We start from the raw sequence: 25,979 nt of genomic DNA on the forward strand, positions 1-25,979 counted from the left end.
ATGCCCAACTGTGTAGGTTCTCCCATGGAGGAGCTAAAACAGGCGGGAGCTCCCGCGCCTTTGAACGGCATCACAGATACCATCCGCAGCCTTGGGCGCGGCAGCGCACCTTGCGGCGCGCTGTTTCAGCGTCCTTTCCAGACCGGATCGCGTTTTTCGGCAAAGGCGCGGGCGCCTTCTAGCTGGTCCTCGCTGGAATAAAGCACATCCACCGTCCGCAGCTGGCGCTGGGTAATGTGGTTCATCGCATCCTGGAACTTACTGTCCTCGGCATCGCGCACCACTTCCTTGATGGCGGCATAGACCAGCGGCGGGCCCGAGGCGAGCAGCCGTGCCAGCTCCCAGGCGCGGTCCATCAGCTGATCTGCGGGAAGGATCTCATTGACCAGGCCCCAGCGATTGGCCTCCTCGGCGCCAAACCAGCGCCCCGTCAGCAACAGTTCCATGGCGATGTGATAAGGGATGCGCTTGGGTAGTTTGATCGAGGCGGCATCCGCCACGGTGCCAGAGCGGATTTCCGGCAGGGCAAAGGTTGCGTGTTCCGCCGCCAGGATCATATCGGCCGAGATCGCCAGCTCCAGCCCGCCACCGCAGGCGATGCCGTTGACCGCCGCGATCACCGGCTTGTTCATGTCGCGCATCTCTTGCAGGCCGCCAAAGCCGCCCACGCCGTAATCACCATCGACCTCATCGCCATCGGCGGCAGCCTTGAGATCCCAGCCCGGGCAAAAGAACTTTTCGCCGCCACCGGTCAGGATCGCCACACGCAGCTCGGGATCGTCGCGAAAATCACGAAACACCTCACCCATGATCCGGCTGGTTGCCAGGTCGATGGCATTGGCCTTGGGCCGGTCCAGCGTGACCTCGAGAATGGCGCCAACGCGCCGGGTCTTTACGGGGCCATGGTCCGTTACAGCTTCACTCATCGCAAAATATCCTTTCTCCGCATCAGCGCATCTGCTGCCACAGCATCCTCTGGCGTGCAAAGCAGCGGGTTGATTTCGATTTCTTCAAGGCCAACCGGATCGGCCTGCACATAGTCCTGCACCGCCTGCACCGCCCGCAGGATCGCAGCTCGATCCGCCGCAGGCTGGCCGCGATAGCCTGCCAGCATTTTGGCCACCTTAAGCCGGTCCAGCGCCGCATTGACAGAGGCTTCACTCGCCGGGATCAACAACGAAGTGCTGTCGCCCAGGATCTCAGTCAGGGTGCCCCCAGCTGCCAAGGTCAGTACAAACCCATGCGCCGGATCCTTGACCACGCCCACCAGCAGTTCAGCCACCGCGCCGGTGACCATTTCCTCGACCAAAAACCGTTCCGCAGGCATCTGGCTGGCCGCCTCGCTGACAGCTCCGCCGGACGTGAGGTTCAGCACCACCGCCCCCGCTTCGGTTTTATGGGCGACACCTTCGCCCTTGAGTACCACCGGATAGCCGATATCTGCTGCGACTGCCCGTGCCGAACCGGGGGACCTGGCACGGATGGATTTTGGCACCCGCAACCCATAGTCAGACAACCGCTGCTTGGCCTCTGCTTCCGAGACAAGACTTGGCTCCACTGTTGGTGTTGGTAGCAAGAGCGGCGCGGCAGCAGGTGATGCAACCTGGCTGGCGGCAGCACAGGCGGTCAAGGCTTCGCGAAGACCGCAGAAGGGTACGACGCCTGCGGCCATCAACCGCTCCGCCACAGCCTCGGGCATCAGTTCCGGCAGGCTGGCCACCATGGCGACATTGGCGTCAGTCGCGGCACGCGCTCCAATGGCAGCCTCGATGGCGCAGTCCCAATCCTGCGCCGAACAACGGTCAGAACGGGGGAAATCGACAATCAGCAGGGTCATCGCCAAAGAAAGATCCATCATCGCCGCCCAGGCCTTGGTCATCGCCTCTGTATCGCGCCAGATATAGGTGTGATAGTCCAGCGGATTGGCCAGGGCCACCATCGGACCTAGGGCCGCGCGCAGATTGACCTGCTGAGTCTCGTTCAGCGGTGGAAAGACCACCGGCATATCATGACCGGTATCCGCCGCCAGGCTCGCCTCACCGCCGGAGCAGCTGATCGAAGCGATGCGATTGGACGGCAAAGGCCCGGTCACATGCAAGAGCTTCAGCACCTCCAGAAAAGACGGCAGGTCATCCAAACGCGGGATGCCCAAGCGTGAGAGCAAGGCTGAGGCACCCGCGTCACCGCCCGCAAGCGAGGCGGTATGAGAGATCGTTGCCGCCTGGGCTTCGGCGGATTTACCGACTTTCAGCGCGATGATCGGCTTGCCCAGAGCGCGGGCCTTCTCCGCCAGCGCCTCAAAGGCGCGCAGATCGCCAAAGCCTTCTATATGCAGACCCAGCGCGGTGACGCGGGTATCCGCCAGCAGTGCCTCGCCGATTTCAGCAATGCCGGACTGTGCCTGATTGCCGGCCGCCACTGTATAGGCAACCGGCAACCCACGCATCTGCATGGTCAGATTGATCGCAATATTGGAGCTTTGGGTGATCAGAGCGACGCCTTTCTCCACCCGCTTGCCGCCGTGCTGATCCGGCCAGAGCAGCGCACCGTCCAGATAGTTGATAAAGCCATAGCAATTGGGCCCCAGGAAGGGCATCTCCCCCGCCGCATCCAAGAGCTGTGCCTGAAGATCCGCGCCCTCTGCATCCTCGGCCTGAGCCTCCAGAAAACCAGAGGCAAAGCAGACCGCACCGCCAGCACCGCGTTCAGCCAGGGCGCGCACCACCTCAATGGTGGCAAAGCGGTTGACCCCAACAAATGTGGCATCCGGCGCCTCCGGCAGGCTGGTGACGTCCTTATAGGCGGGCAAGCCCGCGATCTCTTCTACCTTGGGGTGCACCGGGTAGATCTGCCCGGCGAACCCCATCTTGCTGCATTGTTCAATGACCAGTCGGCACCAGGCCCCGCCGCCGACAACAGCGATGGATTTGGGCCGAAACAGCCTGTTTAGAGACTTCATTTCTACTTATTCACCCGAATTGGCCCGGTCGATGTGACCCAGGTCCTGCTGCGGATTGATCCGGTCGCGCACGCGGGTCTTCAGCTCTTTCACATCCGGAAAGCCGCCGTCCCGCTTGCGCTCCCAGATCACCTCATCATTGAGCGTGATCTCAAAGATGCCTCCGACCTCTCCCGGCACCAATGTCACCGCGCCTAGCTGTTCCTGAAAGGTCGAAAGCAGCTCCTGCGCCATCCAGGCACCGCGCAGCATCCAGTTGCAGCCTATGCAATAGGTAATGGTGATCTTGGGTTTTTCGGGGTTGGTCGCAGCCATCAGTCAGCCTCCTAGCGCGCGTAGCATTTCGCGGCTGATAATATGCCGCTGGATCTCGCTCGTCCCCTCCCAAATGCGCTCAACCCGCGCATCGCGCCAAATTCTTTCCAGGGGCAGCTCATCCATCAGGCCCATGCCGCCGTGGATCTGGATTGCCTCATCCGCGACCATAGCCAGCATCTCGGTGGCCTTCAGCTTGGCCATGGACATATCACTCTCTGTGACGGTACCTTGGTCGAACTTCCAGCCCGCCTCCCAGGTCAGCAGATTTGCCGCTTTCAGTTCCAAAGCCATATCAGCAAGCTTGAAGGAGATACCCTGGAATTTACCGATCTGCTGGCCGAACTGCTTGCGCTCCACCGCATATTCAACCGAATGCTGCAGCGCCCGTTCAGCCCGGCCCAGGCAGGTGGCCGCAACCTGCAGCCGTGTGGCACCCAGCCAGGTGTTGGCAACGTCAAACCCTTTGTCTACCTCGCCCAGAATGGCGGAAGACGGCAGGCGGCAGTCGTCGAATTCCAGCACCGCATTGGTATAGCCGCGGTGGCTGACATTACCGTAGCCGTCGCGCACCTCGAACCCGGGCGTGCCTTTGTCGACAAAAAAGGCAGTGATCTTTTTCTTTGGCCCGCGCGGGGTCTCTTCAACACCGGTGGCCATAAAGCAGATGGCAAAATCAGCAATATCCGCGTGGCTGATGAAATGCTTGGTGCCGTTGAGGATCCAGTCATCCCCGTCCTGGCGGGCGCTGGCCTTCATGCCGCGCAGATCCGAGCCCGCATCCGGCTCGGTCATCGCCAGGCAGTCCCATTTCTCACCCTTCATGCAGGGGAAGAGATATTTCTCTTTTTGCTCATCGGTGCCGGCCAGCAGGATATTGGAGGGGCGCGCAACCCCGGTCCAATGCAGCGCATAATTGGCGCGGCCCAGCTCTTTTTCATACATCAGCCATGTCAGGGTATCGAGGCCGGCACCGCCAACCTCTTCCGGCATATTGGCCGCATAGAGCCCAGCTTGCATCGCCTTGGCCTGAATGTCCTTGATGACCTCCATGTCCAGATGGCCGGTGCGTTCGATCTCCAGCTCATGCGGGTAGAGCTCTTTTTCTACAAAGGCGCGGGTCGTCTCGACGATCATCGCCTGCTCTTCACTCATGCCAAACTGCATCGCGCATATCCTTCCGTTTCGCTTGCCGGGCAGCTTAGCGCCGGGCTAGGGTTATTTCGTGCAGATTTGGAAAATTTCATGCAAAGTTGGGTAAAAGATAACGCCGCAGTGCAGCAGATCGACCTGCTGCTCTTTGATGATTTCTCTGGTCACTGCCTGGCCAATACAGTTGAGCCGATGCGCGCTGCCAATACCCTGGCCAGGCGTCCGCTTTATGCCTGGCGCTTTGTCACGCTGGATGGGGCTTCTGCCACGTCTTCGGCGGGGATGGAGGTGCGCCCCGACGCCCGGCTTGCCGATTGCCGCGGTGAAATGCTGATCGCCCTGCCCAGCTATCGCTATCGCCGTTTTGGCACCCAGGCGGTGCTGCGTGGGTTGCGGGCTGCGGCCGGACGCTATCCCATCATGGCCGGCTTTGATGCCGGGGCCTGGCTCCTGGCTGCGGCCGGTCTTTTGGAGGGGCGGCAGGCTACCATCCATTGGGAGGAACTGCCCGGCTTTGCCGAGGATTTCCCCCAGGTTCAGGCGCAACGGCTGCGCCACATCCAGGACGGCGACCGGGTTACCTGCTCCGGCGCTATGGCGGCCTTTGACCTGATGATGGATCTGATTGGTCAGCACCATGGCCCGGCCCTGCGGCTTGAGGTTGCTGCCCTGTTTATGAGCCCGGAAGTGACCGAGGCACCCATTCAGACTTCTACAAGCCAAACCCCAGCGCGCAGCAGATCGGTAGCGCGCGCCCTCTCCCTGATGCAGGACCATATTGAGGCACCCCTCACGATCCAAGAGATCGCCCGCCGCCTGGGCCGCAACCGCAAGGATCTGGAGCAGCGCATGAAAGCCCAGCTTGGCGCCACGCCCCAGGCGATCTACCGGCGTTTGCGGCTGATACAGGCCAGAAAGCTGGTGTTAGAGACTGATTTGAGCATTTCGGAGGTCGCCCTGCGCAGTGGCTATGACAACCCTAGCGCCATGACACGTGCCTATCGTCAGGAGTTCGGCGCCACCCCGCGGCAGATGCGATCTGGCACCTAGGGCTTCGCCCTACAAAGTGCAACGTTTGCTTGTGAGTGCAGGGGCGGCGCCTGACCCTGGGTGGGTGCGAAAGCACCCTCCCGTTTTGCCGGAGGCGAACCTGCGGTTTGACGGGAGGGTCGGGCGCAGCCCCGCCGATCGGCCGGGCGGATACTTGCCGCAACTTACCCGAACATCCGTTTCTTACGGGCGCGGGTTTCGGCAGTGGCCTCGGCGCTGCCGTCGTGGAAGGTGCCGAACCAGCGGTCCCAGGGCATCTCCTGATTGCCGTAATTGCACTCGTAGTAACGGTGGTGCAACTGGTGATAGAAGGTGCCCAGCGCCAACCAACGCTTGTCCTTGATCAGGAGATCCTCATAGCCCGTGTGGCTCATCGCGGCACCCGGCCCCTGGAACACGATGTGGAAATAAAGGTGCAGCGGATGGCTGGCCACAACCCAATGCAGGCAAAGCGTGGTCAGATAGATGAAGTGCTCCACCGGATGCATCGAGAAGCCAGACCAGGGACCGATATTGACATTGCGGTGATGCAGGGAATGCACGCGTTTATACAAGAAAGGCTGATGCAGCAGCCGGTGCACCCAATAGAAGTGGAATGCCGACCACATCGGGATGATCACAAAGAAGGCCAGGAACCAGATCGGGCTCTCTGCGAAACTGATCACAGGGGTGTAGCCATTGGCCATCAGCCACATGGTCACAACCTGAAAGCCCGTCAGCTGCAGCACGCCAGAGCCCAGGGACCAGAACATATTGTCCTTCACCTGATCGCTGAAATCCCACAGTTTGTTGTTGCGGCCCTGATCCCGGCGCTCAAACTTGAGCTTTTTGCCCTGGCCCTTGCGGATGTAGAAATACCAGTGCAAGCCCCCGGCCACGGCGAAGATCATCACAAAATTGATCACCCAGATCTGCGCAATCCAGCCAAAGGCAAAGCTCTGCGCCGTCTCAAGCGAGGGGTAGAAGAACCACCAGAGCACAAAGGTCGCCCCCAGCATCAGCACCCGCTCGCTCAGCATCAGCCAATTGCGCATGAACCACAAAGCCAGCAAGGCGGGATTGGGCGGCCATCGGAAGATCGATGGGTTCTGTAGCGGCAAATCGGGATGGTAGTTCCACTCGGGGCTCATGTCTTCCATCTGCTGCGGCGGCTCACCTGAGGCGGCACTGCCCTTGTCAAAATCCGGAGTGATATCTGTCATTTTGGCTCTCCCAGCGGCCCGCTCCTCTGGCCGTCCTAAGTGGAATGGTGGGTGGCTCGCTCACTTGTGCAGCGGCTGCCAGCGGTCGAGTGCTTCCAGGAACTTCTCCTTTTCGCCCGCCAGCATGGAAATGTTCGTTGGCGCATAGGGGAAGTTGCCTGCCCGCACTTCACGGTGGAACGCTCCCAGCGCCGCTACGCGCTCTTCGTGGATTTGCTTGTGCAGCCGCCCGACCTGCTCGAATGCATGGGCGTGTTTTGGCGGCTTGTCCTCTTCGCTGGCTTCGCCGCAGATATCCGCTACAAAGGAAAAGACCGCATCCCCGCCGAGGCCAGAACCAAGCGAGAAGGTGACAACCGAAGTCTTTCTGTTCACCGCCTCCAGCACCTCTTCGGCGATGCACTCGGCCTCAACCGCGAAGACGCCTACGTCCTCCATCCGCTTCAGCGTGGTCCAGATCTGCATGGCCTCTTCCGCCTTGCGGCCAAAGGCACGCAATCCGCCGCAATGATGGCTGAAGGTCGGGATCAAACCGATGTGGCTTTGTACCGGGATACCCTCGGAGGCCATACGCTCCATCACGTCAAAGGAACGGAGGGTGTAATACATATCCGCCCCGCGGCGCATCGACTCAAAGGCATGGGCCACGATCTCATCATCGCTGCCGAACTGCGCCCAACTGGAGCCGGCGCCAGTGAAATGGCTGGGGGCCAATTCGCGCACATCCTCCATCTGCTCAGTGCCAACCACCAGAAGGTCGATCTCTGCCTCGACACAGGCCCGGATCTGATCCCGGTCCGCCGGATTGGCCATCGACAGGGTTGTGCCAGAGCCTTTGAGCGCCTTCAGATCGGCGATGGTATAGTTGCGGGTGGCGGGATTGCGGCTGAAATCATAGATCCGCTTCATCTTGCGGTGCCCTTTCTTGTCGAGTGTTTTGGTCCAGGCGGTAGGTAGCTCAACAGGTCCGGCCAAACTTCGGCCGGGGATCAGGATCGCCTGAAAGGCGTATAAATCAGGCTCTAATAAGGCCTATTGAGCGTAAGTGGAGCCTTCGCCGTCCAGGATCAGCTTGATTTCCCGCAGATGCGCTTCAGCCTGGCTTGGATAGTCTTCCAGCTCCTGCGCTGTCTTTTCAGCGATGTCATCCGACAGGATCCGCAGCTCTTTGCCGGTCTGCAGCGCGCGGATATAGGTCTCTGCCGCACGCTCGAAATAATAGAGCCGGTTCAGGGTATCCGCCGGGTCAGAACCAATCACCAAAACCCCATGGTTGCCCATGATCATGACCTTCTTCTTGGGGTCCGTCAGCATCGCCGCACAGCGCGCGCCTTCGCTCTCAAACGCCAGCCCGCCGAACTCTTCGTCGATGACATAGCGGTTGTAGAAGGTCGCGGTGTTCTGATCGATCGGCGGCAGGGTGCTGTCCGCCAAGGAAGCCAGCACGGTGGCATGGATCGAATGCACATGCATCACGCAACGCGCCTGCGGGCAGAGCCGGTGGATTGAGCCATGCAGCCCCCAGGCGGTCGGATCGGGCGCACCGGGTTTATCCATGGTTTCTGGATCATTGGCATCCAGAAATAGGAGGTTCGAAGCAGTGATGCGGGCAAAATGCATCTGATTGGCATTCATCAGGAACTGGGTGCCATCCTCATTCACCGCCAGGCTGAAGTGATTGGCCACCCCTTCGTGCATATTGAGCCGCTCGGTCCAGCGGAAGCAGGCCGCCAGATCCACGCGGTCCTGCCAATGGTCGATATTGGGACGCAGCTCGGTTACAGACATCGGGGCCTCCTGGGGTTCATTCCGCATTTCCTTGGTCCGCTAAAACTTGCGCGGCAAACCCCTCTTTGACCAACGAATAATTTGCGGTCTTGCCATTAGCCAAACTTATGGCAAACTTATACCCATGAAGAACTCTCTCCCGCCTTTGGGCTGGCTGCGCACCTTCGAAGCAGCGGCTCGGCATCTCTCCTTTACCGGGGCAGCCCGCGATCTGAACATGACGCAAAGCGCTGTCAGCCAGCAGATCAAAGGGCTGGAATCGCATCTGGGCAAGACGCTGTTTCACCGCCGCCCCCGGGCGCTGGAGCTGACACCCACCGGCACCACCTATCTGCCTGTGGTGCGGGAGGCCTTTCGCACCCTGATGAATGGCACCCGTGCCATTTCCGGTCCGCAGCAGAACGTGGTTCAGGTGCAAAGCAATATCTCCTTTGCGGTGCAATGGCTCAGCCCCCGGCTGGGCCGGTTCTATGACGCGCATCCGGATGTGCTCTTGAATATTTCGACCGAGATCTGGGAGCCGCGCGGCATGGCCGAGGGGGCGGATGTGGAGATCCGCTTTTCCCTAGGGCTGGCCGATACGGTGCGCGGCGAGCTTTTGCACCGGGAGCACTACTATCCGGTCTGCGCCCCTGGGTATGAGGTCATGCTGGAGGATCTGCATCAACACCGGCTCTTTGACTGTGCCAATCTGATGGCAAATTTCCCCGCCTGGGCCGAAGATCAGGGTCTGCCCTGGCCCAATCCGCCCGTCACCTATACCACCACCTATATGGCCTGCTTGCCAGCGGTTGTGGCAGGTGCTGGCGTTGGCATGGCCCATGACATCATGGCAGGGGATTTGCTGCGCCAGGGGCGATTGATAGCCCCCTTTGCTCACCGTGCCCCGGTGCCAGAGGCCTATTACCTGCTGCTTGCCCCCCAAGCTGAGCGCAGCACCAGTGCCAGCGCTTTTGCTGATTGGCTGCGCGGCGAGATCGCTTTGGAAAGCATCGGCCGAACGGACTGGCCTGAAGGGTTCAGGCAGTAAAAGCAGGATCTGCCAAACCTGCTGTGCAAGCGGCAGGTACGCGCCCGCCCGCCCCCTAATGGGTACGTTCGCCTCCGCTCAGCCGACAGCTTTTCGGTCCGAAGATGCCTCTGCCCTACTTGGGTCGGCTGGGCACCCAGGCATAGCCATTATCGCAGAGAATAAAGGCTTCTCTCAACCCATGAGGTTTGTCTGTTGGCTCCTGCAAAATCGTGAAGCCTGCTTCCCTGGCCTGTTCAACCGCAATATCAGGATCACTCTCATAGAGGCGGATTTCAATTCCCGCGCCTCGTGGTGGGTTTTCGGGCAAAAGCCCCAACAGGGGGTTTTTGGCATAGGTTCCATCGCTGTGGAGCTGAAAAATCTGCCCCTCATATGTCACGATCGCAAAATCCTTGCTTGGCTGATGGGCTTTCATCCCAAAAACAGTCTCTAAAAAGGTGATTTCAGCAAGTACATCCCGAACAACGAGGTTCAAACCTATGCCTCGCAATGACCTGCCAAAGCTATCTGCATCCACGCTACCCAGATCCATCACCAGTCTCCTTGACCTTTTGCACAGAGAATTTCAACCTCTGGATGTTCACTCCAATCCCGGTGTCATTCTCTTGTCAATTAAATAGGTCTTTCTAACAAAGACAAAAAAGCGGGGCTTGAACTCCGCCGCGCAATCATAACAATTGGCACATGACAGACACTGCATTCCCCAGCTGGCCCGACACCGCTCCCCAATTGATCGAAACCGCCGCAGGCCGAATCCCGGCCGATACCGTCATTCGCGGCGGCAAATGGGTCAATGTGCATACCCGCGAAGTGCTGGACAATCACGACATCGCCATCAAATCCGGCCGCATTGCCTATGTGGGGCCGGATGCATCATATTGCACCGGGTCTGAGACAGAGGTGATCGAGGCCAAGGGCCGCTACATGATGCCCGGTCTCTGCGATGCCCATATGCATATCGAGAGCGGCATGCTGACCCCGGCGGAATTTGCCCGCGCGGTGATCCCCCATGGCACCACCACCATGTTCACCGATCCGCATGAGATCGCCAATGTTCTGGGTCTTGAGGGCGTACGGCTGATGCATGACGAGGCGCTGTTGCAGCCGGTCAATATCTTTACCCAGATGCCCTCCTGCGCGCCTTCTGCACCGGGGCTGGAGACAACGGGTTATGAGATCACCGCCGAAGACGTCTCCGAAGCCATGTCCTGGCCCGGTATCATCGGGCTGGGCGAGATGATGAACTTCCCCGGCGTGGCCAATGGCGATCCCAAGATGCTGGCCGAAATCGCCGCCACCCAGCGCGCCGGAAAGACCGTGGGCGGGCATTATGCCTCACCGGATCTGGGACCGGATTTTGCCGCCTATGTGGCGGGCGGGCCGGCCGATGATCACGAGGGCACCTGCGAGGCCGATGCCATTGCCCGGATGCGCCAGGGCATGCGCGCCATGGTGCGGCTGGGTTCTGCCTGGTACGATGTTGAGGCGCAGATCACCGCGATCACCGAAAAGGGCCTGGATCCGCGCAACTTCATCCTCTGCACCGATGATTGCCACTCCGGTACTCTGGTCAATGACGGGCATATGAACCGGGTGGTGCGCCATGCCATCGACTGCGGCTGTGATCCTTTGATTGCCATCCAGATGGCAACCATCAATACGGCGACGCATTTCGGCCTCGAGCGCGAGCTGGGCTCGATCACGCCCGGCCGCCGCGCCGATGTGATCCTGACCTCGGATCTGAAGACCCTGCCGATCGAGCTGGTTATCGCCCGCGGCCGGGTCGTGGCAGAATCAGGCTCTATCAAGGTAGAATGCCCGCATCTCGACTGGCCCGACAGCGCCCGCGGCACCGTGCATCTGGGCCATGAGCTGACCGGCAAAGATTTTGAGATCAATGCGCCGGAGGGCGCCAATGCCGTCACCGCCAATGTCATCGGCATGGTAGAAAACCAGGCGCCGACCAAGGCACTGAAGGCTGAGCTGCCGGTGCGCGACGGGCTGGTTGAGGGCGACGGTGAAACTTGCCAGATCGCCCTGGTCGAGCGTCACCGCGCCACCGGCGGCGTCACCAACGCCTTTGTCACCGGCTTTGGCTATCAAGGCAAAATGGCCATGGCCTCCACCGTGGCCCATGACAGCCACCACATGATCGTAGTGGGCACCGACCGCGAGCAGATGGCCCTGGCCGCCAACCGCCTGGCCGAGGTCGGCGGCGGCGTCACACTCTTCCGCGACGGGGAGGAGCTGGCCCTGGTTGAGCTGCCGATTGCAGGCCTGATGTCCGACAGCCCTGCCACCGAGGTGGCCGCCAAGGCGCAAAATCTGGGTGAGGCCATGGAGGCTTGCGGCTGTGCCCTCAACAACGCCTATATGCAGCATTCCCTGCTGGCCCTGGTGGTGATCCCGGAACTGAGGATCTCTGATCTGGGCTTGGTGGATGTCCGCACCTTTGAAATGATTCCGGTGATCGAGAGTAACGCATGACCCCAACCGCACCCGAAACCGTGACCAAATACCCGGCAGAGATCGCAGCCGAGAACTTCACCGATGCCGCCAAGGCGGTGGACCGGCTGGAGGAGCTCTATAAAGCGGCCACCGATTTCCTCTGCGATGAGTTTATGCAGAGCATGGGGGCGGGCGAGGCGCCAGAGAATCGCATCCGCGCCTTTTACCCGGAGATCCGTTTCACTACCTCCAGCTATGCCCAGGCCGACAGTCGCCTCAGCTATGGCCATGTCTCCACGCCGGGCACCTATGCCACCACGGTGACGCGGCCGGATCTGTTCCGCAACTACCTGATCCAGCAGATCGCGCTCTTGATCAAGAACCACGGACAGCCGGTCACGATCGGCACGTCCGAGACGCCGATCCCGGTGCATTTTGCAGTGGCCTCGCGCCCGGATCTGACCGTGCCACAAGAAGGCGCAGCGGGGTTCACTCTGCGCGACATCTTTGATGTGCCGGATCTCTCGACCACCAACGACGATATCGTCAATGGCACCTATCATGCCGAAGACGGCATCGGCCCGCTGGCGCTGTTTACGGCGCAACGCATCGATTACTCGCTGGCGCGGCTCAGCCATTACACCGCCACAAATGCCGAGCATTTCCAGAACCACGTGCTGTTCACCAACTACCAGTTCTACGTGGCGGAGTTCGAGGCCTATGCCCGCGCTCAGCTGGCGGATCCCAAAAGCGGCTACACCAGTTTTGTCAGCACCGGCAATCACGAGATCACCACCGCGGACGAGGAGATCCCCGAGGTCGCCAAACTGCCGCAGATGCCGACCTATCACCTGAAGCGCAAGGACGGTAAAGGCATCACCCTGGTAAACATCGGCGTCGGGCCTTCGAATGCCAAAACCGCCACCGATCATATTGCGGTGCTGCGCCCCCATGCCTGGCTGATGGTCGGCCATTGCGCCGGCCTCAGGAACACCCAGGCGCTGGGGGATTTTGTCCTGGCCCATGCTTACCTGCGCGAAGACCACGTGCTGGATGACGACCTGCCGGTCTGGACCCCGATCCCGGCGCTGGCGGAAATCCAGATTGCCCTGGAACAGGCGGTGGCCGAGGTCACCGAATATGAGGGCTATGACCTCAAGCGCATCATGCGCACCGGCACCGTCGCCACCATCGACAACCGCAATTGGGAGCTGCGCGACCAGTCCGGCCCGGTGCAGCGGCTCAGCCAGTCCCGTGCGATCGCCCTGGACATGGAGAGCGCCACCATTGCCGCCAATGGCTACCGTTTCCGGGTCCCCTATGGTACCTTGCTTTGCGTTTCGGACAAACCTCTGCATGGCGAACTGAAGCTGCCCGGCATGGCCTCTGAGTTCTATCAGACACAGGTTGCACGCCATCTGCAGATTGGAATAAGAGCTATGGAACAGCTCAGATCCATGCCGTTGGAGCGTCTCCACAGCCGGAAACTGCGCTCCTTTGACGAGACAGCCTTCCTCTGAGGGGAGTTTTCCACTGTTTTCTGTGAAAAAACGCAGTTTTTCGCTTGGTTTCCCTACACTACGCGTTGTGTTCGTACACAACATAACGATAATGTTGCGCGATGAGGCCCCACAGTTCGGGCAGTTTAAGGAGACCTGAGAATGTCCAAACCGATGACCAAAACACAGCTGGTAGCGACTCTGGCTGAGGAAATGGGCGCAGACAAGAAAACCGCAGGCGCGGCATTGGAAGCTGTTTGTGCGCTGATCACCCGCGAAGTATCGGGCGGTGGTGCTGTGACCCTGCCAGGTGTTGGCAAGATCTATTGCCGCGAGCGCCCCGAGCGCGAAGTGCGCAACCCCGCCACCGGCGAGAAGTTCATGAAAGAAGCCGACAAGGTTGTGAAAATGACCATTGCCAAGGCTCTGAAGGACAGCGTCAACGGCGAAGCCTGATTTCGGTCAGGACCACCGGTTACGAGTGAGGGTCGCTTTCAGCGGCCCTTTTTCTTTGCCCATTGTCCAGCCCCGGTCACTTTCCAGGCCAACACCCGCAGCTGGGCTTGACCTTTCGGTATTTTCAGGAAACGGATTGCTTTGTTAAGAGCCTGACCGCCCGCCCTTGGGCACCGGACGGGGAAACGGGAGGAGAGAGCTGGATGGATCTGCGTGCAATTGCCATGGGGCTGGCCTTTGCCCTGATGTGGTCCTCTGCCTTCACCTCAGCCCGGATCATTGTGATGGATGCCTCGCCGCTTTTTTCTCTGGCGGTGCGGTTTCTGATTTCCGGACTGATCGGCGTCGCCATTGCCCGCTGGCTCGGTCAAAGCTGGCGCCTCACCCGCGGCCAGTGGAAGGCCACCATTATCTTCGGCGTCTGCCAGAACGCGCTGTACCTCGGCCTCAACTTTGTTGCCATGCAATGGATCGAGGCTTCTCTGGCCGCCATCATTGCCTCCACCATGCCGCTCTTGGCTGCGCTGGCCACCTGGATGATTTTCGGAGAACGTATCCGCCCCCTCGGCCTCTTGGGTCTGCTGGCAGGGCTCGCAGGTGTTGTACTGATCATGGGAACAAGAATCGGCGCCGGGGTGGATTTGTTCGGCGTCTTCCTATGTGTCATTGCTGTTCTGGCCCTGACCATCGCGACATTGGCGCTGCGCGGGGCCACCTCCGGGGGGAACTTCATGATGGTGGTGGGCCTGCAAATGCTGATTGGCTCTGCCATCCTCTTTGCCGCGGCCCCCTTGAGTGAAGAGATCTTTGTCAATCCGACCCTGCGGCTTGGCCTTGCCTTCGCCTATACCACCATTGTGCCTGGGTTGATGGCGACTTTCATCTGGGTGCTTCTCCTGAATCGGATCGGCGCTATCCGCGCCGCTACATTCCACTTCCTCAACCCCGTATTCGGCGTCGCCGTCGCCAGTATGCTGCTGGGGGAGCGTCTTGGCATGCTGGACCTGATCGGCGTTGCCATCGTCACCCTGGGCATTTTGGCGGTTCAGCTCTCGCGCCAGCCGGCCCGCACCAATTCGGATTCGCTATCGGTCAAGAACTGACAGACCTACACAGGCGCGCGAGGAGATTGAAATCTTCTTTGATATTCCTGTTAGAACACCCATCTTGGGCGCAAGAAACAAAGGCATCACCAAAGAGATGCCAAAGACGGAGGCCAGAATGACAACATACTTCAAAGACCCAAAGGCCATCGCTACCCTGTCCAAGGAAGAGTTCCACGTCACCCAGAACTCAGGTACCGAACGGCCGGGCACCGGCAAGCTACTCTACAACAAGGAGGCAGGGATCTATGTGGATATCGTCTCCGGCGAACCTTTGTTTGCCTCATCGGACAAATATGAATCTGGCTGCGGCTGGCCCAGTTTCACCAAACCGATTGAACCCGCTCATGTGAGTGAGCTGGAAGACCGGGCATTGGGTATGATCCGCACAGAAGTACGCTCCACTCACGGTGACAGTCACCTTGGACATGTCTTTCCGGACGGGCCGCGGGATCGGGGCGGGCTCCGCTATTGCATCAATTCAGCCTCGCTGCGCTTCGTCCCTCTGGCGGAGATGGAGGCAGAAGGCTATGGCGCCTATATCGATCAAGTGGAGGACAGATCATGAGCAACAGGGAACGCGCGGTTCTTGCAGGCGGCTGCTTTTGGGGCATGCAAGATCTGATCCGCAAGCGCAAAGGCGTGCTGGAAACTCGCGTTGGCTATACCGGTGGTGATGTCGCCAATGCGACCTATAAGAACCACGGCAGTCATGCAGAGGGGATCGAGATCATCTATGATCCCACCCAAACTTCTTTTCGCGAACTGCTGGAGTTCTTTTTCCAGATTCACGACCCCACCACACCAAACCGCCAGGGCAATGACATCGGCACCAGCTACCGTTCGGCGATCTATTATGTAGATGCGGATCAGAAGGCTGTAGCCGAAGATACCATCGCTGACGTCAATGCATCCGGTCTCTGGCCCGGGACGGTGGTGTCAGAGCTTGCGCCCGTGGGTGATTTCTGGGAAGCGGAACCAGAGCATCAGGACTATCTGGAGCGCCTGCCCAATGGCTATACCTGCCATTTTGCCCGTCCGGACTGGGTTCTACCAAAACGCGACAAAGCGGCTGAATAGCCTGTATTAGAGCCTGATTTTCGCTCGCGACTTCAACAGATCAGCCCGGCCCCGTTGGCCGGGCTTCTCGTTTGGGAGCCTAGTCTTCAGCCACACGCGGGCGACCACTGGCTTCTACAGTCAGGGTTGCCTCGACAAAGACCTCACGCGCTTCGACTTCGGCGGTGCGAATGTCACGCTCCACGTGAATGTGAATATCCTCAGCACCTGCAGCCTCTGCTTCCCGGCGCGCTTCGGCCTCCAGCGCAGTTTCAAGCATCGACAACGCCTCTTCGGAACTGCTGAAATCCTCTGGCCCGGCCTCCAGATAGACACGGAACTTCCCTTCCGCGGGGGAAGTCACGCTACCACTTTTACGCATGGTGACGCGCCCCACAACAGCACCGATCGCATTGGCGACACCTGCATGTTGCGGCAGCAGCATCCGGCATTTCAAGCGTTCGCCAACTGCGGGATAATAGCTCGAGGCAGAGGCCCCCAGTCCAACCACATCGATACTCATTGCAGTATCGATTGCCAGGATCCCTCGATGCCCATTCAAACCTCGCAGGGTTAGAACATGGCGAGCCAGTTCCGCAGGAGGCAGCCCGAAATCGTCTGCCTCTTCCGCAAAGGCAGATTCCAGAAGCGTCAAAGTCGTTTGCTCTGTCAGCTGATCCACGATCATCTGAGCCAGAACATAAGGATCCTTAGCCAGGGTATCGCCACTGCCAACCCGGCGACGAGCAAAGAGGGTAAGAGCCTTTTCAGCGGCCTCTTTGTCCCAGGCCTCCACACGGCCTAAAACATGGCTTGCATCCGATGGGGTCACACCGGAAACCTGCACCAGCCCGCGATCCACAAGTCGGCTCAACGCTCCATGTTCCATTCGGGTGCGCAGAATGCTTCCTAGCGGGTGTACTTCGGTGCCGATACGCCCCAGAAGCATATGTTCCCGTTCTCCCAGGCCCACCGCTGGCATACCAACCATGGCACGCACGAATTTCCCGTCGTGCTCCCCCACCACCGGGGCATTCAGTGCCTTGTCCAGTGCCGCATGAACCACCTCCGGCGCTTCCGAAGCAATCAAGGAGACCGGCACCACCCGGCGCGGGCCCAGGGAGAGCCCCCCCTGCAATCCACTGCTTTGGATATGCACCTGACTGTCACCGCCCAGGCCGGTGGTGCGCATGGCGACAGCTTCTACCATGGTACGGAATTCACCCACACGGGCGCCTGCGGGATCAATCGCGGGCTTTCCGTCTTTGATCAGGGCAACGTCAGTAGTGGTGCCACCAATATCACTGACCAGCGCGTTCTCCGCCCCAGTCATCCAGCGCGCGCCAACGATTGAGGCTGCAGGACCAGACAGGATGGTTTCAATCGGGCGTTCTCGCGCCTGTTCCGCGGACATCAAGGCGCCATCACCCCGAACAACCATCATCGGAGCGGTAATGCCCAGCTCCACCAGCGTATCCTGCGCCCGCCCAATCAACCGATCGATCATCCCGATGAGGCGCGCATTCAGCACCGCAGTCACCGCCCGTTTGGGGCCATTCAGTTTGGCCGAAAGCTGATGCGAACAAGTGACCGGTGCCTGGGTCATTTCGGTGATGATCCGTGCCGCCTCCTGCTCATGAGCCGGGTTACGAGTGGCAAAGAGTGAAGCCACGGCGAAGCCTGACACACCTGCCGCTTCAGTCTCTAAAAAAGCTCTTAGGGCCTCTGTGTCTAGTGGGGTTGCCTCACCACCAGCGTGATTATGCCCCCCCGCCAATACCAGAGCAGGATCCCCCTTCAGGGCGTCTTTCAGCCCATGACGGTCCAGATCTTCGGGTGCAAACCCGATATAAATCAGGGCGACACGGCCTCCCTGCCCCTCAACCAATGCATTGGTTGCCAAAGTCGTGGAAAGCGCCGCCATGGAGACCTCAGCCGCCGCACAGCCAGATTGATCCAGCACCGCCCGGATTGCCCCACCAACGCCGATGGCAAGGTCTGCGCGTGTGGTCAGCGATTTGGCCGAAGCAATCACCTCTTTCTCATCACGGATCAGCACCGCATCCGTATAGGTTCCACCTGTATCAACGCCCAGCAGCAAGGCCATGGGTTATCCTCCGATCCATTCGCCGGACCGGTCTAACGCCTATTTGAGACACGTCCATCCTGTTTGCGTCATGAAAGCTGTTGAACCGCCCAAAGCGCAGCATCCGCGACCGTTGGATCAGGGTCATCGATTAGGTCCTGCGCGATACTGCGCAGTTCCGGCAGATTGGAATTGCCGATTGCATAAAGAACATTGCGGACAAAGCGATCCCGTCCAATACGTTTTATCGGTGAGCCCGAGAAAAAGGCCCGAAAAGCAGCGTCATCCAGCTGCGCCAGTTCCGCCAGTCTGGGTGCTTGCAATTCGTCCCGCGCGGCATAGCGCATGTCGCTTGCTGCGACCGCGAATTTGTTCCAAGGACAGGCCGCTAGGCAATCATCGCAGCCATAGATCCGGTTCCCCAGTTTGCTGCGCAGCTCTTCATCGATGGGGCCTTTGTGCTCAATCGTCAGATAAGAGATGCAGCGCCGCGCATCCAACTGATAAGGCGCAAGGAAGGCCTCTGTTGGGCAAGCGCTCAGACAGGAGGAACAGGATCCACAGCGATCCGGCTCTGCACTGTCTGCAGGCAGATCCAAAGTTGTGAAAATAGAGCCTAAAAAGGCCCAATTACCCCAATCGCGGCTGACAAGATTGGTGTGCTTACCCTGCCACCCCAGACCCGCCGCCATCCCCAGTGGCTTTTCCGGAACCGGTGCCGTATCGACAAAGACCTTCACCTGGGCCTCTTCGCCCTGCTTTTTGGCTTGATCAATCAGCCAGCGCGCCAGTCGCTTGAGGCGCTTCTTGACCAGATCATGGTAGTCCTTGTTTCGGGCATAGACCGAGACCGCGCCACGGTCCGGGCAGCCTACGACCTCCATAGGATCCGCATCCGGAGTGTAACTCTCCGCCAACATGATCACCGAACGCGCTTCGGGCCAAAGGACACTTGGGTCACCACGCCAGTGACTGCGGTCGGCCATCCAGCCCATCTGCCCGTGCAGCCCGGCGTCAAGGAACTGCTGCAAGCGATCCGGCACCTGAGGCACATCCCAGGGTCGACAGATACGGCAAGAGACAAAGCCCTCTTCCAAGGCCTGTGTAACCAGCCTGTCTTTGAGTTCGCGTGTCATTCTGGTGCCATATCCCGGTGCCTGAACGCCCCAGCGGCGTCGTTAGAAATCCAGATCGGTGTAATGTGGCGGCGGGCGGAAACCCGAGATCTGGTCCGCTAGGATCGAACGAAAAGCGGGACGTGACTTGATCTTGGCGTACCAGTCCTTGACCACAGCCGAGCGGTTCCAGTCCACATCCGAGATATAATCCAGCGAGGACAGATGCGCCGCAGCGGCAAAATCTGCTAGGGTCATGGCGTCCCCGGCCAGCCAGCGTCGGTGCTCCAAAAGCCAGGCCATATAGTCCAGATGGTATTTGATCGCCTTGGCCCCGGCTTTGACATTGCGGCTGTCGGGGTAACCCTCCCCGGTTACCTTTTTATTGACCCGCTCATAGAGCAGCTTGGAGGTGACCTCATGGTGGAACTTGTCGTCAAACCAGCTAACGAGGCGGCGCACCTCATAGCGACCATCCTGATCGCTGGGCATCAGCGGTGGGTTCGGGCGCGTCTCTTCCAGATATTCACAGATCGCAGCACTCTCTGACATCATTTTGCCGTCCAGGCGGACCACTGGCACCTTGCCAGCCGGGTTGCGACGCAGAAAATCGGTATCCTGCTCCCAGTAGCGTTCTTCCACCAGTTCAACTTCAATCTTCTTTTCCGCCAGTGACAGGCGGACCTTCCGGCAAAATGGGGAAAGCGGAACATGATAGAGGCGTGCCATGGCCTGTGCGGTCTCCGGACATTTAGAGGGTCTCAATCCAGAGATGCCCTGCTGAGAGGAAAACTTCAATCCTCGAAACAGGTGGAACGTCCATCTGCGCGGATGGTAGCCGCACCATCCATGATCTGCGCCGCCCGGCGGCTCAGCGATTTACTGGGGCGCGAGGCTGAGCGCGCCTTGGGATTGGGCAGGACCGCGGCGAGCAAGGCCGCTTGACGGGCACTCAACTCATCCGGGCCGATGCCAAAATAGTGGCGCGCGGCTGCCTCTGCGCCAAAGACCCCCTCGTCCAGTTCGGCCACATTGAGATAGACCTCCAGGATACGACGTTTGCTCCAGATCGCCTCAACCAAGGGGGTCAATAGGGTTTCCAGGGCCTTGCGGCCCCAGCTGCGGCCCTGCCAGAGAAAGACATTCTTGACCACCTGCTGGGAAATCGTCGAAGCGCCACGATGGCCACCATCCGCGATCGCAGCCCGAATCGCGCGGACATCTATGCCCCAGTGCAGGCAGAAACGCGCGTCCTCCGCTGCTACAACAGAGCGCGCAAGCACCGGGGACATCTCCTCTAACGGTACCCACATCCGATCCACCTCGCCTAAACGGCGGCTCTCGCTCCAGATCGTATGAGTTGTGGGTGGGTTCACGACCGAAAACAGCAAGACCAGAAACAACATCAAAACCGAAAATCCCAAAAGGGCGCGAAAGGCCCAGCGACGAAGCCAAAGCAATGGTCGGAGCAGCTGCTCTTTGAGCCAGGGCTTCAAGCCCTTCTTTTTTGTTTTCTTTGATGCCTTTGCCATGATCTTTCTATAGGCGCAGGAATTTCATTTCACAAAGGGTCTCGTGCTTATCTGCTGGTAACGGCGTGACAATGCCACAGGCCGGGCAAGCAAAACCGCGCTGGACTATTAAACATAGAAAAACCCCGCAGGCCTGAACCTGCGGGGTTTGGCGTTTGAAGATCTTGCAGAGGATCTACTCAGCCGGGACTGCGGGTTGCTCCAAGCTCAATGGCTGTGGCAGCTTATTCAGCATCTCCTTGGGGCAGACTTGCAGGAAGTTGCCTTTCTCCAGATCCCAGTGCTGAAGGATTTCCGCGGCCTTACGGCTACCGGTTTCCTCCAGGTGGCGGGTGATCAAGCCTTTCAGCTCTTCTTCCCAATGCGCCACTTCCACGGAATTGGTGACCAGGCTCTCCATGTTCATCAGCGTCTCCGCCTTACCTTCCGGATCATAGAGATAGGCCATGCCCCCGGTCATGCCCGCGCCAAAGTTGGCGCCGATGGAGCCGAGGATCACCGCAATGCCGCCGGTCATATATTCGCAGCCGCAGGCACCGCAGCCTTCGATCACCACCTTGGCACCGGAGTTGCGGACCGCAAAGCGCTCACCGGCGCGGCCGGCCGCAAAGAGATAGCCATCGGTGGCGCCGTAGAGAACGGTATTGCCGATGATGGTGTTCTCGGAGGCGGTCAGCGGGCTGATCTGTGCCGGGCGCACCACGATGGTGCCACCGCTGAGGCCTTTGCCGACATAGTCATTGGCATCACCTGAAACTTCCAGCTTCAGGCCCGGTGCGGCGAAGGCACCTAGCGACTGGCCGGCAGAGCCCTGCAGCTTTACCGTCAGGTGGTCTGCCTGGAAAGCATTTCGCATGCCAAAGTTCTGCACGATGTGGCTAGAGGTGCGGGTGCCCACGGTCCGGTGGGTGTTCTGCACCGCGTAAGACAGCTGCATTTTCTCACCATCCTGTAGGAAGCGGGCGGCATCGCGCACGATTTCCGCATCCAGCGTATCCGGCACCGCGTTACGGTCCTTGTCGCGGTTATAGACAATATTGGCAGAGCCATCGACGGTGATCAGCAGCGGATTCAGGTCGAGGTCATCCAGATGCGCAGATCCGCGCGAGACCTGCGCGAGAAGATCCGCTCGGCCAATCACCTCATCCAAACTGCGTGCACCGATGGAGGCGAGGATCTCCCGCACTTCCTGCGCATAGAAAGTAATGAGGTTCACAACCTTGTCCGCATTGCCGGTGAACTTGCCACGCAGGGCTTCGTCCTGAGTACAAACGCCCACCGGGCAGGTGTTGGACTGGCACTGGCGCACCATGATGCAACCCATAGCGATCAGCGCAGCAGTGCCGATGCCGTATTCCTCAGCACCCAGCATCGCCGCCATGACGATATCGCGGCCGGTGCGCAAGCCCCCGTCGGTGCGCAGGGTGACGCGGTCACGCAGGTTGTTCATTGCCAACACCTGATGCGCCTCGGTGAGGCCCATTTCCCAGGGCAGGCCCGCGTATTTGATTGAGGTCGCAGGAGAGGCACCGGTGCCGCCATTGTGACCGGACACCAGGATCACGTCGGCCTTAGCCTTGGCCACACCGGCAGCAATGGTGCCCACCCCGGAAGAGGCTACCAGTTTCACCGTCACCTTGCAGCGCGGGTTGATCTGCTTCAGGTCATAGATCAGCTGCGCCAGATCCTCGATCGAGTAGATATCGTGGTGCGGCGGCGGCGAGATCAGGGTCACGCCCTTGGTGGAGTGGCGCAGACGGGCGATAAGGTCGGTGACCTTCATGCCCGGCAGCTGGCCGCCCTCACCGGGCTTGGCACCCTGCGCCACTTTGATTTCCAGCTCTTCGCACTGGTTCAGGTATTCGGCGGTGACACCAAAGCGGCCCGACGCCACCTGCTTGATCTTGGCGGATGGGTTGTCGCCATTGGGCTCCGGCACGAAATGCGCCGGATCTTCGCCGCCCTCACCCGAGTCGGATTTGGCGCCGATGCGGTTCATCGCCACGTTCAGGGTCTTGTGCGCCTCGGGGCTCAGCGCGCCCAGCGACATGCCAGGGGTGACAAAGCGCTTGCGGATCGAGGTGATGCTCTCGACCTCTTCGATCGGCACCGCTTTGCCCAGGGGTTTGATGTCCAGAAGGTCGCGCAGATGGATCGGCGGGTTCGACTGCATTTTGGCAGAATACTGCTTCCACATCTCATAAGAGGCGCGGTTGCAGGCCATCTGCATCATATGCATCGAGGTGGCTTCCCAGGCGTGGGTCTCGCCGGATTTGCGCGCCTTGTAGAAGCCGCCGATGGGCAGGATGTTTTCTGCCGATTTCCAGCCCTTGGCGTGGATCTCCACCGCCTTGGACTGAATGCCGGTGACACCAATGCCGGAGATGCGGCTGGTCATGCCGGGGAAATACTCGGCACACATGGCACGGCTGAGGCCCACGGCCTCAAAGTTCAAGCCGCCGCGATAGGAAGAGACCACCGAGATGCCCATCTTTGCCATAATCTTCAGCAGACCCTGATCGATCGCTTCACGGTAGCGGGCCACGTTTTCTGTCAGACTGCCGTCCAGCAAGCCGCGCGCGATGCGGTCGGCCAGAGAATCCTCGGCCAGATAGGCGTTCACCACGGTAGCGCCACAACCGATCAGCACCGCAAAGTAATGCGGATCCAAGCATTCGGCAGAGCGCACATTGAGTGAACAGAAAGTCCGCAGCCCCTTGCGGGTCAGATGCGAATGCACCGCACTGGTCGCCAGGATCATCGGCATCGCGACCTTCTCGGCGCTGGAGAATTGATCGGTCAGCACCAGATGGCCGGCACCGGAGCGCACGGCCTCTTCGGCCTCGGCGCGGACCCGGGCCAAGGCCTGGCTCAGCGATTCGGAGGCCGGGTCAAAGCTGCAGTCGATCTCTGCCAGCGGCGCATTGAACTGCTCCACCAGCTTAGCCCATTGGCTGTTGCCCACAAAGGGGCTTTCCAGCACCACGATCTCGGTCTGGCTACTGTCCTCATCCAGCACGTTCTTGAGGTTGCCAAACCGGGTCTTCAGCGACATCACCCGGAATTCGCGAAGCGAGTCAATCGGCGGGTTGGTCACCTGGCTGAAGTTCTGCCGGAAGAAGTGGCTTAGCGGGCGATACATCTTGGACAGAACCGCCGAGGGGGTGTCATCCCCCATCGAGGCCAGGCTTTCCTTGCCGTCCTCTGCCATCGGAGACAGGATCTGCTCCAGATCCTCGATGGTATAACCCGCAGCCACCTGGCGGCGGCGCAGCTCCTCGCCGGTGAAGAGCGGCTCTTCATTTGCTGTGGCCAGGGTCTCATCCAGATCGGTGATCTTACCGACCCAGTCGCCAAAGGGCAGGGCTGCGGCCAGTTTGTCCTTGATCTGGGTGTCGTTGTAGAGCTTGCCCTTCTTCATATCGACCGCCAGCATCTGGCCGGGTCCAAGCGCGCCCTTTTTGACCACAGAGGCCTCGTCGATCGGCACCATGCCCGCCTCGGAGCCCGCAATCACCAGACCGTCGCCGGTGACAACGTAACGCATCGGGCGCAGACCATTACGGTCGAGGCCGGCGCAGACCCAGCGGCCGTCGGTCATCGCCAGGGCGGCAGGACCGTCCCAGGGCTCCATCACCGAGTTGCAGTAGGAATACATGTCGCGCCAGGCCTGCGGCAGCTCAACCGCCTGTTTGGACCAGCTTTCCGGCACCAGCATGGTCTTGGCCATCGGCGCAGAGCGGCCCGCGCGCACCAGAACCTCAAAGACGCCATCCAATGCGGCAGAGTCGGAAGCCCCGCCCGGCACGATGGGTTTGATGTCTTCAGCGTAGTCGCCAAAGGTGCCCGATGCCATGCGGATCTCATGGCTCTTCATCCAGTTGAGGTTGCCCTTCAGGGTGTTGATCTCACCATTGTGGGCCAACATTCGGAAGGGCTGTGCCAGCCACCACTGCGGGAAAGTGTTGGTGGAATAGCGCTGGTGATAAATCGCAAAGGCACTCTCAAAGCGCGCGTCCATCAGATCAGGGTAGAAAACCGCAACCTGTTCGGCCAGCATCATGCCCTTGTAGATGATCGAGCGGCAGGAGAGCGAGGCCAGATAGAGATCGGAGATGCCGGCGGCACCCGCGGCTTTCTCGATCCGGCGGCGGATCACATAGAGCTCGCGCTCAAAGGTTTCCTCATCAACGCCCTTGGCATTCGAGATCAGGATCTGCTCGATCTCGGGGCGGGTGGCATTGGCCTTTTCGCCCAGGCAGGTCACATCCACTGGCACATGGCGCCAACCGTAGATGTAATAGCCCATCTTCAGAACTTCGGTTTCGACAATGGTTCGGCAGGCTTCCTGAGCACCAAAATCGGTACGCGGCAGGAAGACCTGACCTACGGCCATCAACTGGTCTTCGCGGGGCTCATGCCCGGTACGGCGGATCTGGTCATAGAAGAAAGGCACCGGGATCTGCACATGGATACCTGCGCCGTCACCGGTCTTGCCGTCAGCATCCACAGCGCCACGGTGCCAGATTGCTTTCAGCGCGTCGATGCCGGCCTCAACCACCTTGCGGCTTTTCTTGCCGTCAACCGAAACCACCAGGCCTACCCCGCAGGAGGAATGCTCCTCTGCTTCGGAATAGAGACCGTTCTCGGCCATCCACTTGCGCTTGGCTTCTTCGGCGCGCACCCAATCGGCATCATATTTGGTCATTGGTTGTCTCCTTCTTCCGAGGGGGCAAAGGCCTCAAAAACTTCCGCTTCGGTCATCTGACGCTGCGAACTGGCAAAGGCGTAGCCCTCTGGCTTTTTATCGATAAAGAGTTCCAGGCTGAGCGTGCCGCCGCCTGCGTTGTCAAAGAGGCCAGCTGCCATCTGCAGCTCGCCATGCATTTTTCCGGGCGCGGTCACCTTGTACCAAAGTGCCGATCCGCATTCGCCGCAAAAGGCGCGTTCCGCCCAATCCGAAGAGGCAAAGGTCTTGACCGGACCAAGAGCCGCATGGCCGGGGGCCGCCGGGATGGTCATCAGCGCAGAGCTGGTCCAGCGGCGGCACATGTCGCAGTGACAGGCGCCCAGGCTGGATTTCGCCGGGGTCATGGCGACCGTCACGGCACCGCACATGCATTGTCCCTTCAGCTCGCTCATCTGCCATGTCCTTCTGCTGGCTGCGTCAGCACTGCTGACT

Annotated in this window: 22 protein-coding genes; 8 read left to right on the forward strand and 14 right to left on the reverse strand. The window is 59.9% G+C overall.

The window, feature by feature from the left end:
* Positions 1 to 125: 125 nt before the first annotated feature.
* From RSK20926_RS07415 to RSK20926_RS07430, 4 genes are read right to left on the reverse strand one after another with little or no spacing between them, the layout of a single operon-like run.
* Positions 126 to 926: a carnitinyl-CoA dehydratase gene (locus tag RSK20926_RS07415; RefSeq protein ID WP_008205515.1), complete on the reverse strand. Its 801-nt coding sequence runs from the start codon at positions 924 to 926 to the stop codon at positions 126 to 128.
* On the reverse strand, positions 923 to 2,959 hold the full coding sequence (locus RSK20926_RS07420) for an acetate--CoA ligase family protein (RefSeq protein WP_008205516.1): 2,037 nt from the start codon (positions 2,957 to 2,959) through the stop codon (positions 923 to 925). Before RSK20926_RS07420 ends, RSK20926_RS07415 begins: the two co-directional genes overlap by 4 nt.
* Positions 2,960 to 2,965: 6 nt before the next feature.
* Positions 2,966 to 3,274 carry a SelT/SelW/SelH family protein gene (locus RSK20926_RS07425; protein WP_008205519.1) on the reverse strand — a complete coding sequence of 103 codons (309 nt, stop codon included), beginning with the start codon at positions 3,272 to 3,274 and terminating at the stop codon, positions 2,966 to 2,968.
* Positions 3,275 to 3,277: 3 nt separating this feature from the next.
* Positions 3,278 to 4,441: an acyl-CoA dehydrogenase family protein gene (locus tag RSK20926_RS07430; protein WP_008205521.1), complete on the reverse strand. Its 1,164-nt coding sequence runs from the start codon at positions 4,439 to 4,441 to the stop codon at positions 3,278 to 3,280.
* 78 nt (positions 4,442 to 4,519) lie between these two features.
* On the opposite strand from RSK20926_RS07430, the gene RSK20926_RS07435 reads away from it, so the two are divergent.
* Positions 4,520 to 5,476, forward strand: a complete 957-nt coding sequence (locus RSK20926_RS07435; protein WP_037254304.1) for a GlxA family transcriptional regulator — start codon at positions 4,520 to 4,522, stop codon at positions 5,474 to 5,476.
* Positions 5,477 to 5,640: 164 nt separating this feature from the next.
* Here the strand turns inward: RSK20926_RS07435 and RSK20926_RS07440 are convergent, their stop codons facing one another.
* The 3 genes from RSK20926_RS07440 to RSK20926_RS07450 all read right to left on the reverse strand — a co-directional run bounded on the left by RSK20926_RS07440 (position 5,641) and on the right by RSK20926_RS07450 (position 8,466).
* Positions 5,641 to 6,678: a sterol desaturase family protein gene (locus tag RSK20926_RS07440; RefSeq protein WP_008205524.1), complete on the reverse strand. Its 1,038-nt coding sequence runs from the start codon at positions 6,676 to 6,678 to the stop codon at positions 5,641 to 5,643.
* 60 nt (positions 6,679 to 6,738) lie between these two features.
* Positions 6,739 to 7,587, reverse strand: a complete 849-nt coding sequence (locus RSK20926_RS07445) for a 3-methyl-2-oxobutanoate hydroxymethyltransferase (RefSeq protein WP_157133069.1) — start codon at positions 7,585 to 7,587, stop codon at positions 6,739 to 6,741.
* 123 nt (positions 7,588 to 7,710) lie between these two features.
* Positions 7,711 to 8,466: a class II aldolase and adducin N-terminal domain-containing protein gene (locus RSK20926_RS07450; protein WP_037254306.1), complete on the reverse strand. Its 756-nt coding sequence runs from the start codon at positions 8,464 to 8,466 to the stop codon at positions 7,711 to 7,713.
* 124 nt (positions 8,467 to 8,590) lie between these two features.
* Between RSK20926_RS07450 and RSK20926_RS07455 the strand changes: the two genes are divergently transcribed.
* The gene (locus RSK20926_RS07455) at positions 8,591 to 9,496 is read left to right on the forward strand and encodes a LysR substrate-binding domain-containing protein (protein WP_008205530.1); all 906 of its coding nucleotides are present in this window, start codon (positions 8,591 to 8,593) and stop codon (positions 9,494 to 9,496) included.
* A gap of 115 nt (positions 9,497 to 9,611) precedes the next feature.
* Here the strand turns inward: RSK20926_RS07455 and RSK20926_RS07460 are convergent, their stop codons facing one another.
* On the reverse strand, positions 9,612 to 10,031 hold the full coding sequence (locus RSK20926_RS07460) for a VOC family protein (protein WP_008205531.1): 420 nt from the start codon (positions 10,029 to 10,031) through the stop codon (positions 9,612 to 9,614).
* 152 nt (positions 10,032 to 10,183) lie between these two features.
* On the opposite strand from RSK20926_RS07460, the gene ade reads away from it, so the two are divergent.
* From ade to msrA, 6 genes are all read left to right on the forward strand, one after another.
* Positions 10,184 to 11,986, forward strand: coding sequence for an adenine deaminase (ade, locus tag RSK20926_RS07465; RefSeq protein ID WP_008205532.1), 1,803 nt, complete (start codon positions 10,184 to 10,186; stop codon positions 11,984 to 11,986).
* Positions 11,983 to 13,467, forward strand: a complete 1,485-nt coding sequence (locus RSK20926_RS07470) for an AMP nucleosidase (protein WP_008205534.1) — start codon at positions 11,983 to 11,985, stop codon at positions 13,465 to 13,467. Before ade ends, RSK20926_RS07470 begins: the two co-directional genes overlap by 4 nt.
* Positions 13,468 to 13,608: 141 nt before the next feature.
* The gene (locus tag RSK20926_RS07475) at positions 13,609 to 13,902 is read left to right on the forward strand and encodes an HU family DNA-binding protein (protein ID WP_008205536.1); all 294 of its coding nucleotides are present in this window, start codon (positions 13,609 to 13,611) and stop codon (positions 13,900 to 13,902) included.
* A 203-nt stretch (positions 13,903 to 14,105) separates the two neighbouring features.
* The gene (locus RSK20926_RS07480) at positions 14,106 to 15,005 is read left to right on the forward strand and encodes a DMT family transporter (protein ID WP_037254309.1); all 900 of its coding nucleotides are present in this window, start codon (positions 14,106 to 14,108) and stop codon (positions 15,003 to 15,005) included.
* A 118-nt stretch (positions 15,006 to 15,123) separates the two neighbouring features.
* The gene (gene msrB, locus RSK20926_RS07485; RefSeq protein ID WP_037254408.1) at positions 15,124 to 15,573 is read left to right on the forward strand and encodes a peptide-methionine (R)-S-oxide reductase MsrB; all 450 of its coding nucleotides are present in this window, start codon (positions 15,124 to 15,126) and stop codon (positions 15,571 to 15,573) included.
* Complete coding sequence (msrA, locus tag RSK20926_RS07490) at positions 15,570 to 16,085, forward strand: peptide-methionine (S)-S-oxide reductase MsrA (RefSeq protein ID WP_008205540.1); 516 nt, start codon at positions 15,570 to 15,572, stop codon at positions 16,083 to 16,085. The genes msrB and msrA overlap by 4 nt, the downstream gene beginning before the upstream one ends.
* Positions 16,086 to 16,164: 79 nt before the next feature.
* Here the strand turns inward: msrA and RSK20926_RS07495 are convergent, their stop codons facing one another.
* The 6 genes from RSK20926_RS07495 to RSK20926_RS07520 all read right to left on the reverse strand — a co-directional run bounded on the left by RSK20926_RS07495 (position 16,165) and on the right by RSK20926_RS07520 (position 25,939).
* On the reverse strand, positions 16,165 to 18,171 hold the full coding sequence (locus RSK20926_RS07495) for a hydantoinase/oxoprolinase N-terminal domain-containing protein (RefSeq protein ID WP_008205541.1): 2,007 nt from the start codon (positions 18,169 to 18,171) through the stop codon (positions 16,165 to 16,167).
* A gap of 68 nt (positions 18,172 to 18,239) precedes the next feature.
* Positions 18,240 to 19,286 carry a tRNA epoxyqueuosine(34) reductase QueG gene (queG, locus tag RSK20926_RS07500; RefSeq protein WP_008205542.1) on the reverse strand — a complete coding sequence of 349 codons (1,047 nt, stop codon included), beginning with the start codon at positions 19,284 to 19,286 and terminating at the stop codon, positions 18,240 to 18,242.
* A gap of 42 nt (positions 19,287 to 19,328) precedes the next feature.
* On the reverse strand, positions 19,329 to 19,994 hold the full coding sequence (gene fzlA / locus RSK20926_RS07505) for an FtsZ-binding protein FzlA (protein ID WP_008205543.1): 666 nt from the start codon (positions 19,992 to 19,994) through the stop codon (positions 19,329 to 19,331).
* A 65-nt stretch (positions 19,995 to 20,059) separates the two neighbouring features.
* Positions 20,060 to 20,797 (reverse strand): monofunctional biosynthetic peptidoglycan transglycosylase, encoded by a 738-nt coding sequence (gene mtgA / locus RSK20926_RS07510; protein ID WP_008205544.1) that lies wholly within the window; start codon positions 20,795 to 20,797, stop codon positions 20,060 to 20,062.
* 175 nt (positions 20,798 to 20,972) lie between these two features.
* The gene (gene gltB / locus RSK20926_RS07515) at positions 20,973 to 25,505 is read right to left on the reverse strand and encodes a glutamate synthase large subunit (RefSeq protein ID WP_008205546.1); all 4,533 of its coding nucleotides are present in this window, start codon (positions 25,503 to 25,505) and stop codon (positions 20,973 to 20,975) included.
* Positions 25,502 to 25,939 carry a GFA family protein gene (locus RSK20926_RS07520; protein WP_008205547.1) on the reverse strand — a complete coding sequence of 146 codons (438 nt, stop codon included), beginning with the start codon at positions 25,937 to 25,939 and terminating at the stop codon, positions 25,502 to 25,504. Before RSK20926_RS07520 ends, gltB begins: the two co-directional genes overlap by 4 nt.
* Positions 25,940 to 25,979: the final 40 nt, after the last annotated feature.

This window comes from Roseobacter sp. SK209-2-6 (assembly GCF_000169455.1).
Lineage (GTDB): Bacteria > Pseudomonadota > Alphaproteobacteria > Rhodobacterales > Rhodobacteraceae > Pseudophaeobacter.

Excerpts from the sequence above, each read along its gene's own strand:
- RSK20926_RS07415 (WP_008205515.1), bottom strand. The coding sequence starts at position 926 with ATGAGTGAAGCTGTAACGGACCATGGCCCCGTAAAGACCCGGCGCGTT.
- RSK20926_RS07420 (WP_008205516.1), bottom strand. The coding sequence starts at position 2,959 with ATGAAGTCTCTAAACAGGCTGTTTCGGCCCAAATCCATCGCTGTTGTC.
- RSK20926_RS07425 (WP_008205519.1), bottom strand. The coding sequence starts at position 3,274 with ATGGCTGCGACCAACCCCGAAAAACCCAAGATCACCATTACCTATTGC.
- RSK20926_RS07430 (WP_008205521.1), bottom strand. The coding sequence starts at position 4,441 with ATGCAGTTTGGCATGAGTGAAGAGCAGGCGATGATCGTCGAGACGACC.
- RSK20926_RS07435 (WP_037254304.1), top strand. The coding sequence starts at position 4,520 with ATGCAAAGTTGGGTAAAAGATAACGCCGCAGTGCAGCAGATCGACCTG.
- RSK20926_RS07440 (WP_008205524.1), bottom strand. The coding sequence starts at position 6,678 with ATGACAGATATCACTCCGGATTTTGACAAGGGCAGTGCCGCCTCAGGT.
- RSK20926_RS07445 (WP_157133069.1), bottom strand. The coding sequence starts at position 7,587 with ATGAAGCGGATCTATGATTTCAGCCGCAATCCCGCCACCCGCAACTAT.
- RSK20926_RS07450 (WP_037254306.1), bottom strand. The coding sequence starts at position 8,466 with ATGTCTGTAACCGAGCTGCGTCCCAATATCGACCATTGGCAGGACCGC.
- RSK20926_RS07455 (WP_008205530.1), top strand. The coding sequence starts at position 8,591 with ATGAAGAACTCTCTCCCGCCTTTGGGCTGGCTGCGCACCTTCGAAGCA.
- RSK20926_RS07460 (WP_008205531.1), bottom strand. The coding sequence starts at position 10,031 with ATGGATCTGGGTAGCGTGGATGCAGATAGCTTTGGCAGGTCATTGCGA.
- ade (WP_008205532.1), top strand. The coding sequence starts at position 10,184 with ATGACAGACACTGCATTCCCCAGCTGGCCCGACACCGCTCCCCAATTG.
- RSK20926_RS07470 (WP_008205534.1), top strand. The coding sequence starts at position 11,983 with ATGACCCCAACCGCACCCGAAACCGTGACCAAATACCCGGCAGAGATC.
- RSK20926_RS07475 (WP_008205536.1), top strand. The coding sequence starts at position 13,609 with ATGTCCAAACCGATGACCAAAACACAGCTGGTAGCGACTCTGGCTGAG.
- RSK20926_RS07480 (WP_037254309.1), top strand. The coding sequence starts at position 14,106 with ATGGATCTGCGTGCAATTGCCATGGGGCTGGCCTTTGCCCTGATGTGG.
- msrB (WP_037254408.1), top strand. The coding sequence starts at position 15,124 with ATGACAACATACTTCAAAGACCCAAAGGCCATCGCTACCCTGTCCAAG.
- msrA (WP_008205540.1), top strand. The coding sequence starts at position 15,570 with ATGAGCAACAGGGAACGCGCGGTTCTTGCAGGCGGCTGCTTTTGGGGC.
- RSK20926_RS07495 (WP_008205541.1), bottom strand. The coding sequence starts at position 18,171 with ATGGCCTTGCTGCTGGGCGTTGATACAGGTGGAACCTATACGGATGCG.
- queG (WP_008205542.1), bottom strand. The coding sequence starts at position 19,286 with ATGACACGCGAACTCAAAGACAGGCTGGTTACACAGGCCTTGGAAGAG.
- fzlA (WP_008205543.1), bottom strand. The coding sequence starts at position 19,994 with ATGGCACGCCTCTATCATGTTCCGCTTTCCCCATTTTGCCGGAAGGTC.
- mtgA (WP_008205544.1), bottom strand. The coding sequence starts at position 20,797 with ATGGCAAAGGCATCAAAGAAAACAAAAAAGAAGGGCTTGAAGCCCTGG.
- gltB (WP_008205546.1), bottom strand. The coding sequence starts at position 25,505 with ATGACCAAATATGATGCCGATTGGGTGCGCGCCGAAGAAGCCAAGCGC.
- RSK20926_RS07520 (WP_008205547.1), bottom strand. The coding sequence starts at position 25,939 with ATGAGCGAGCTGAAGGGACAATGCATGTGCGGTGCCGTGACGGTCGCC.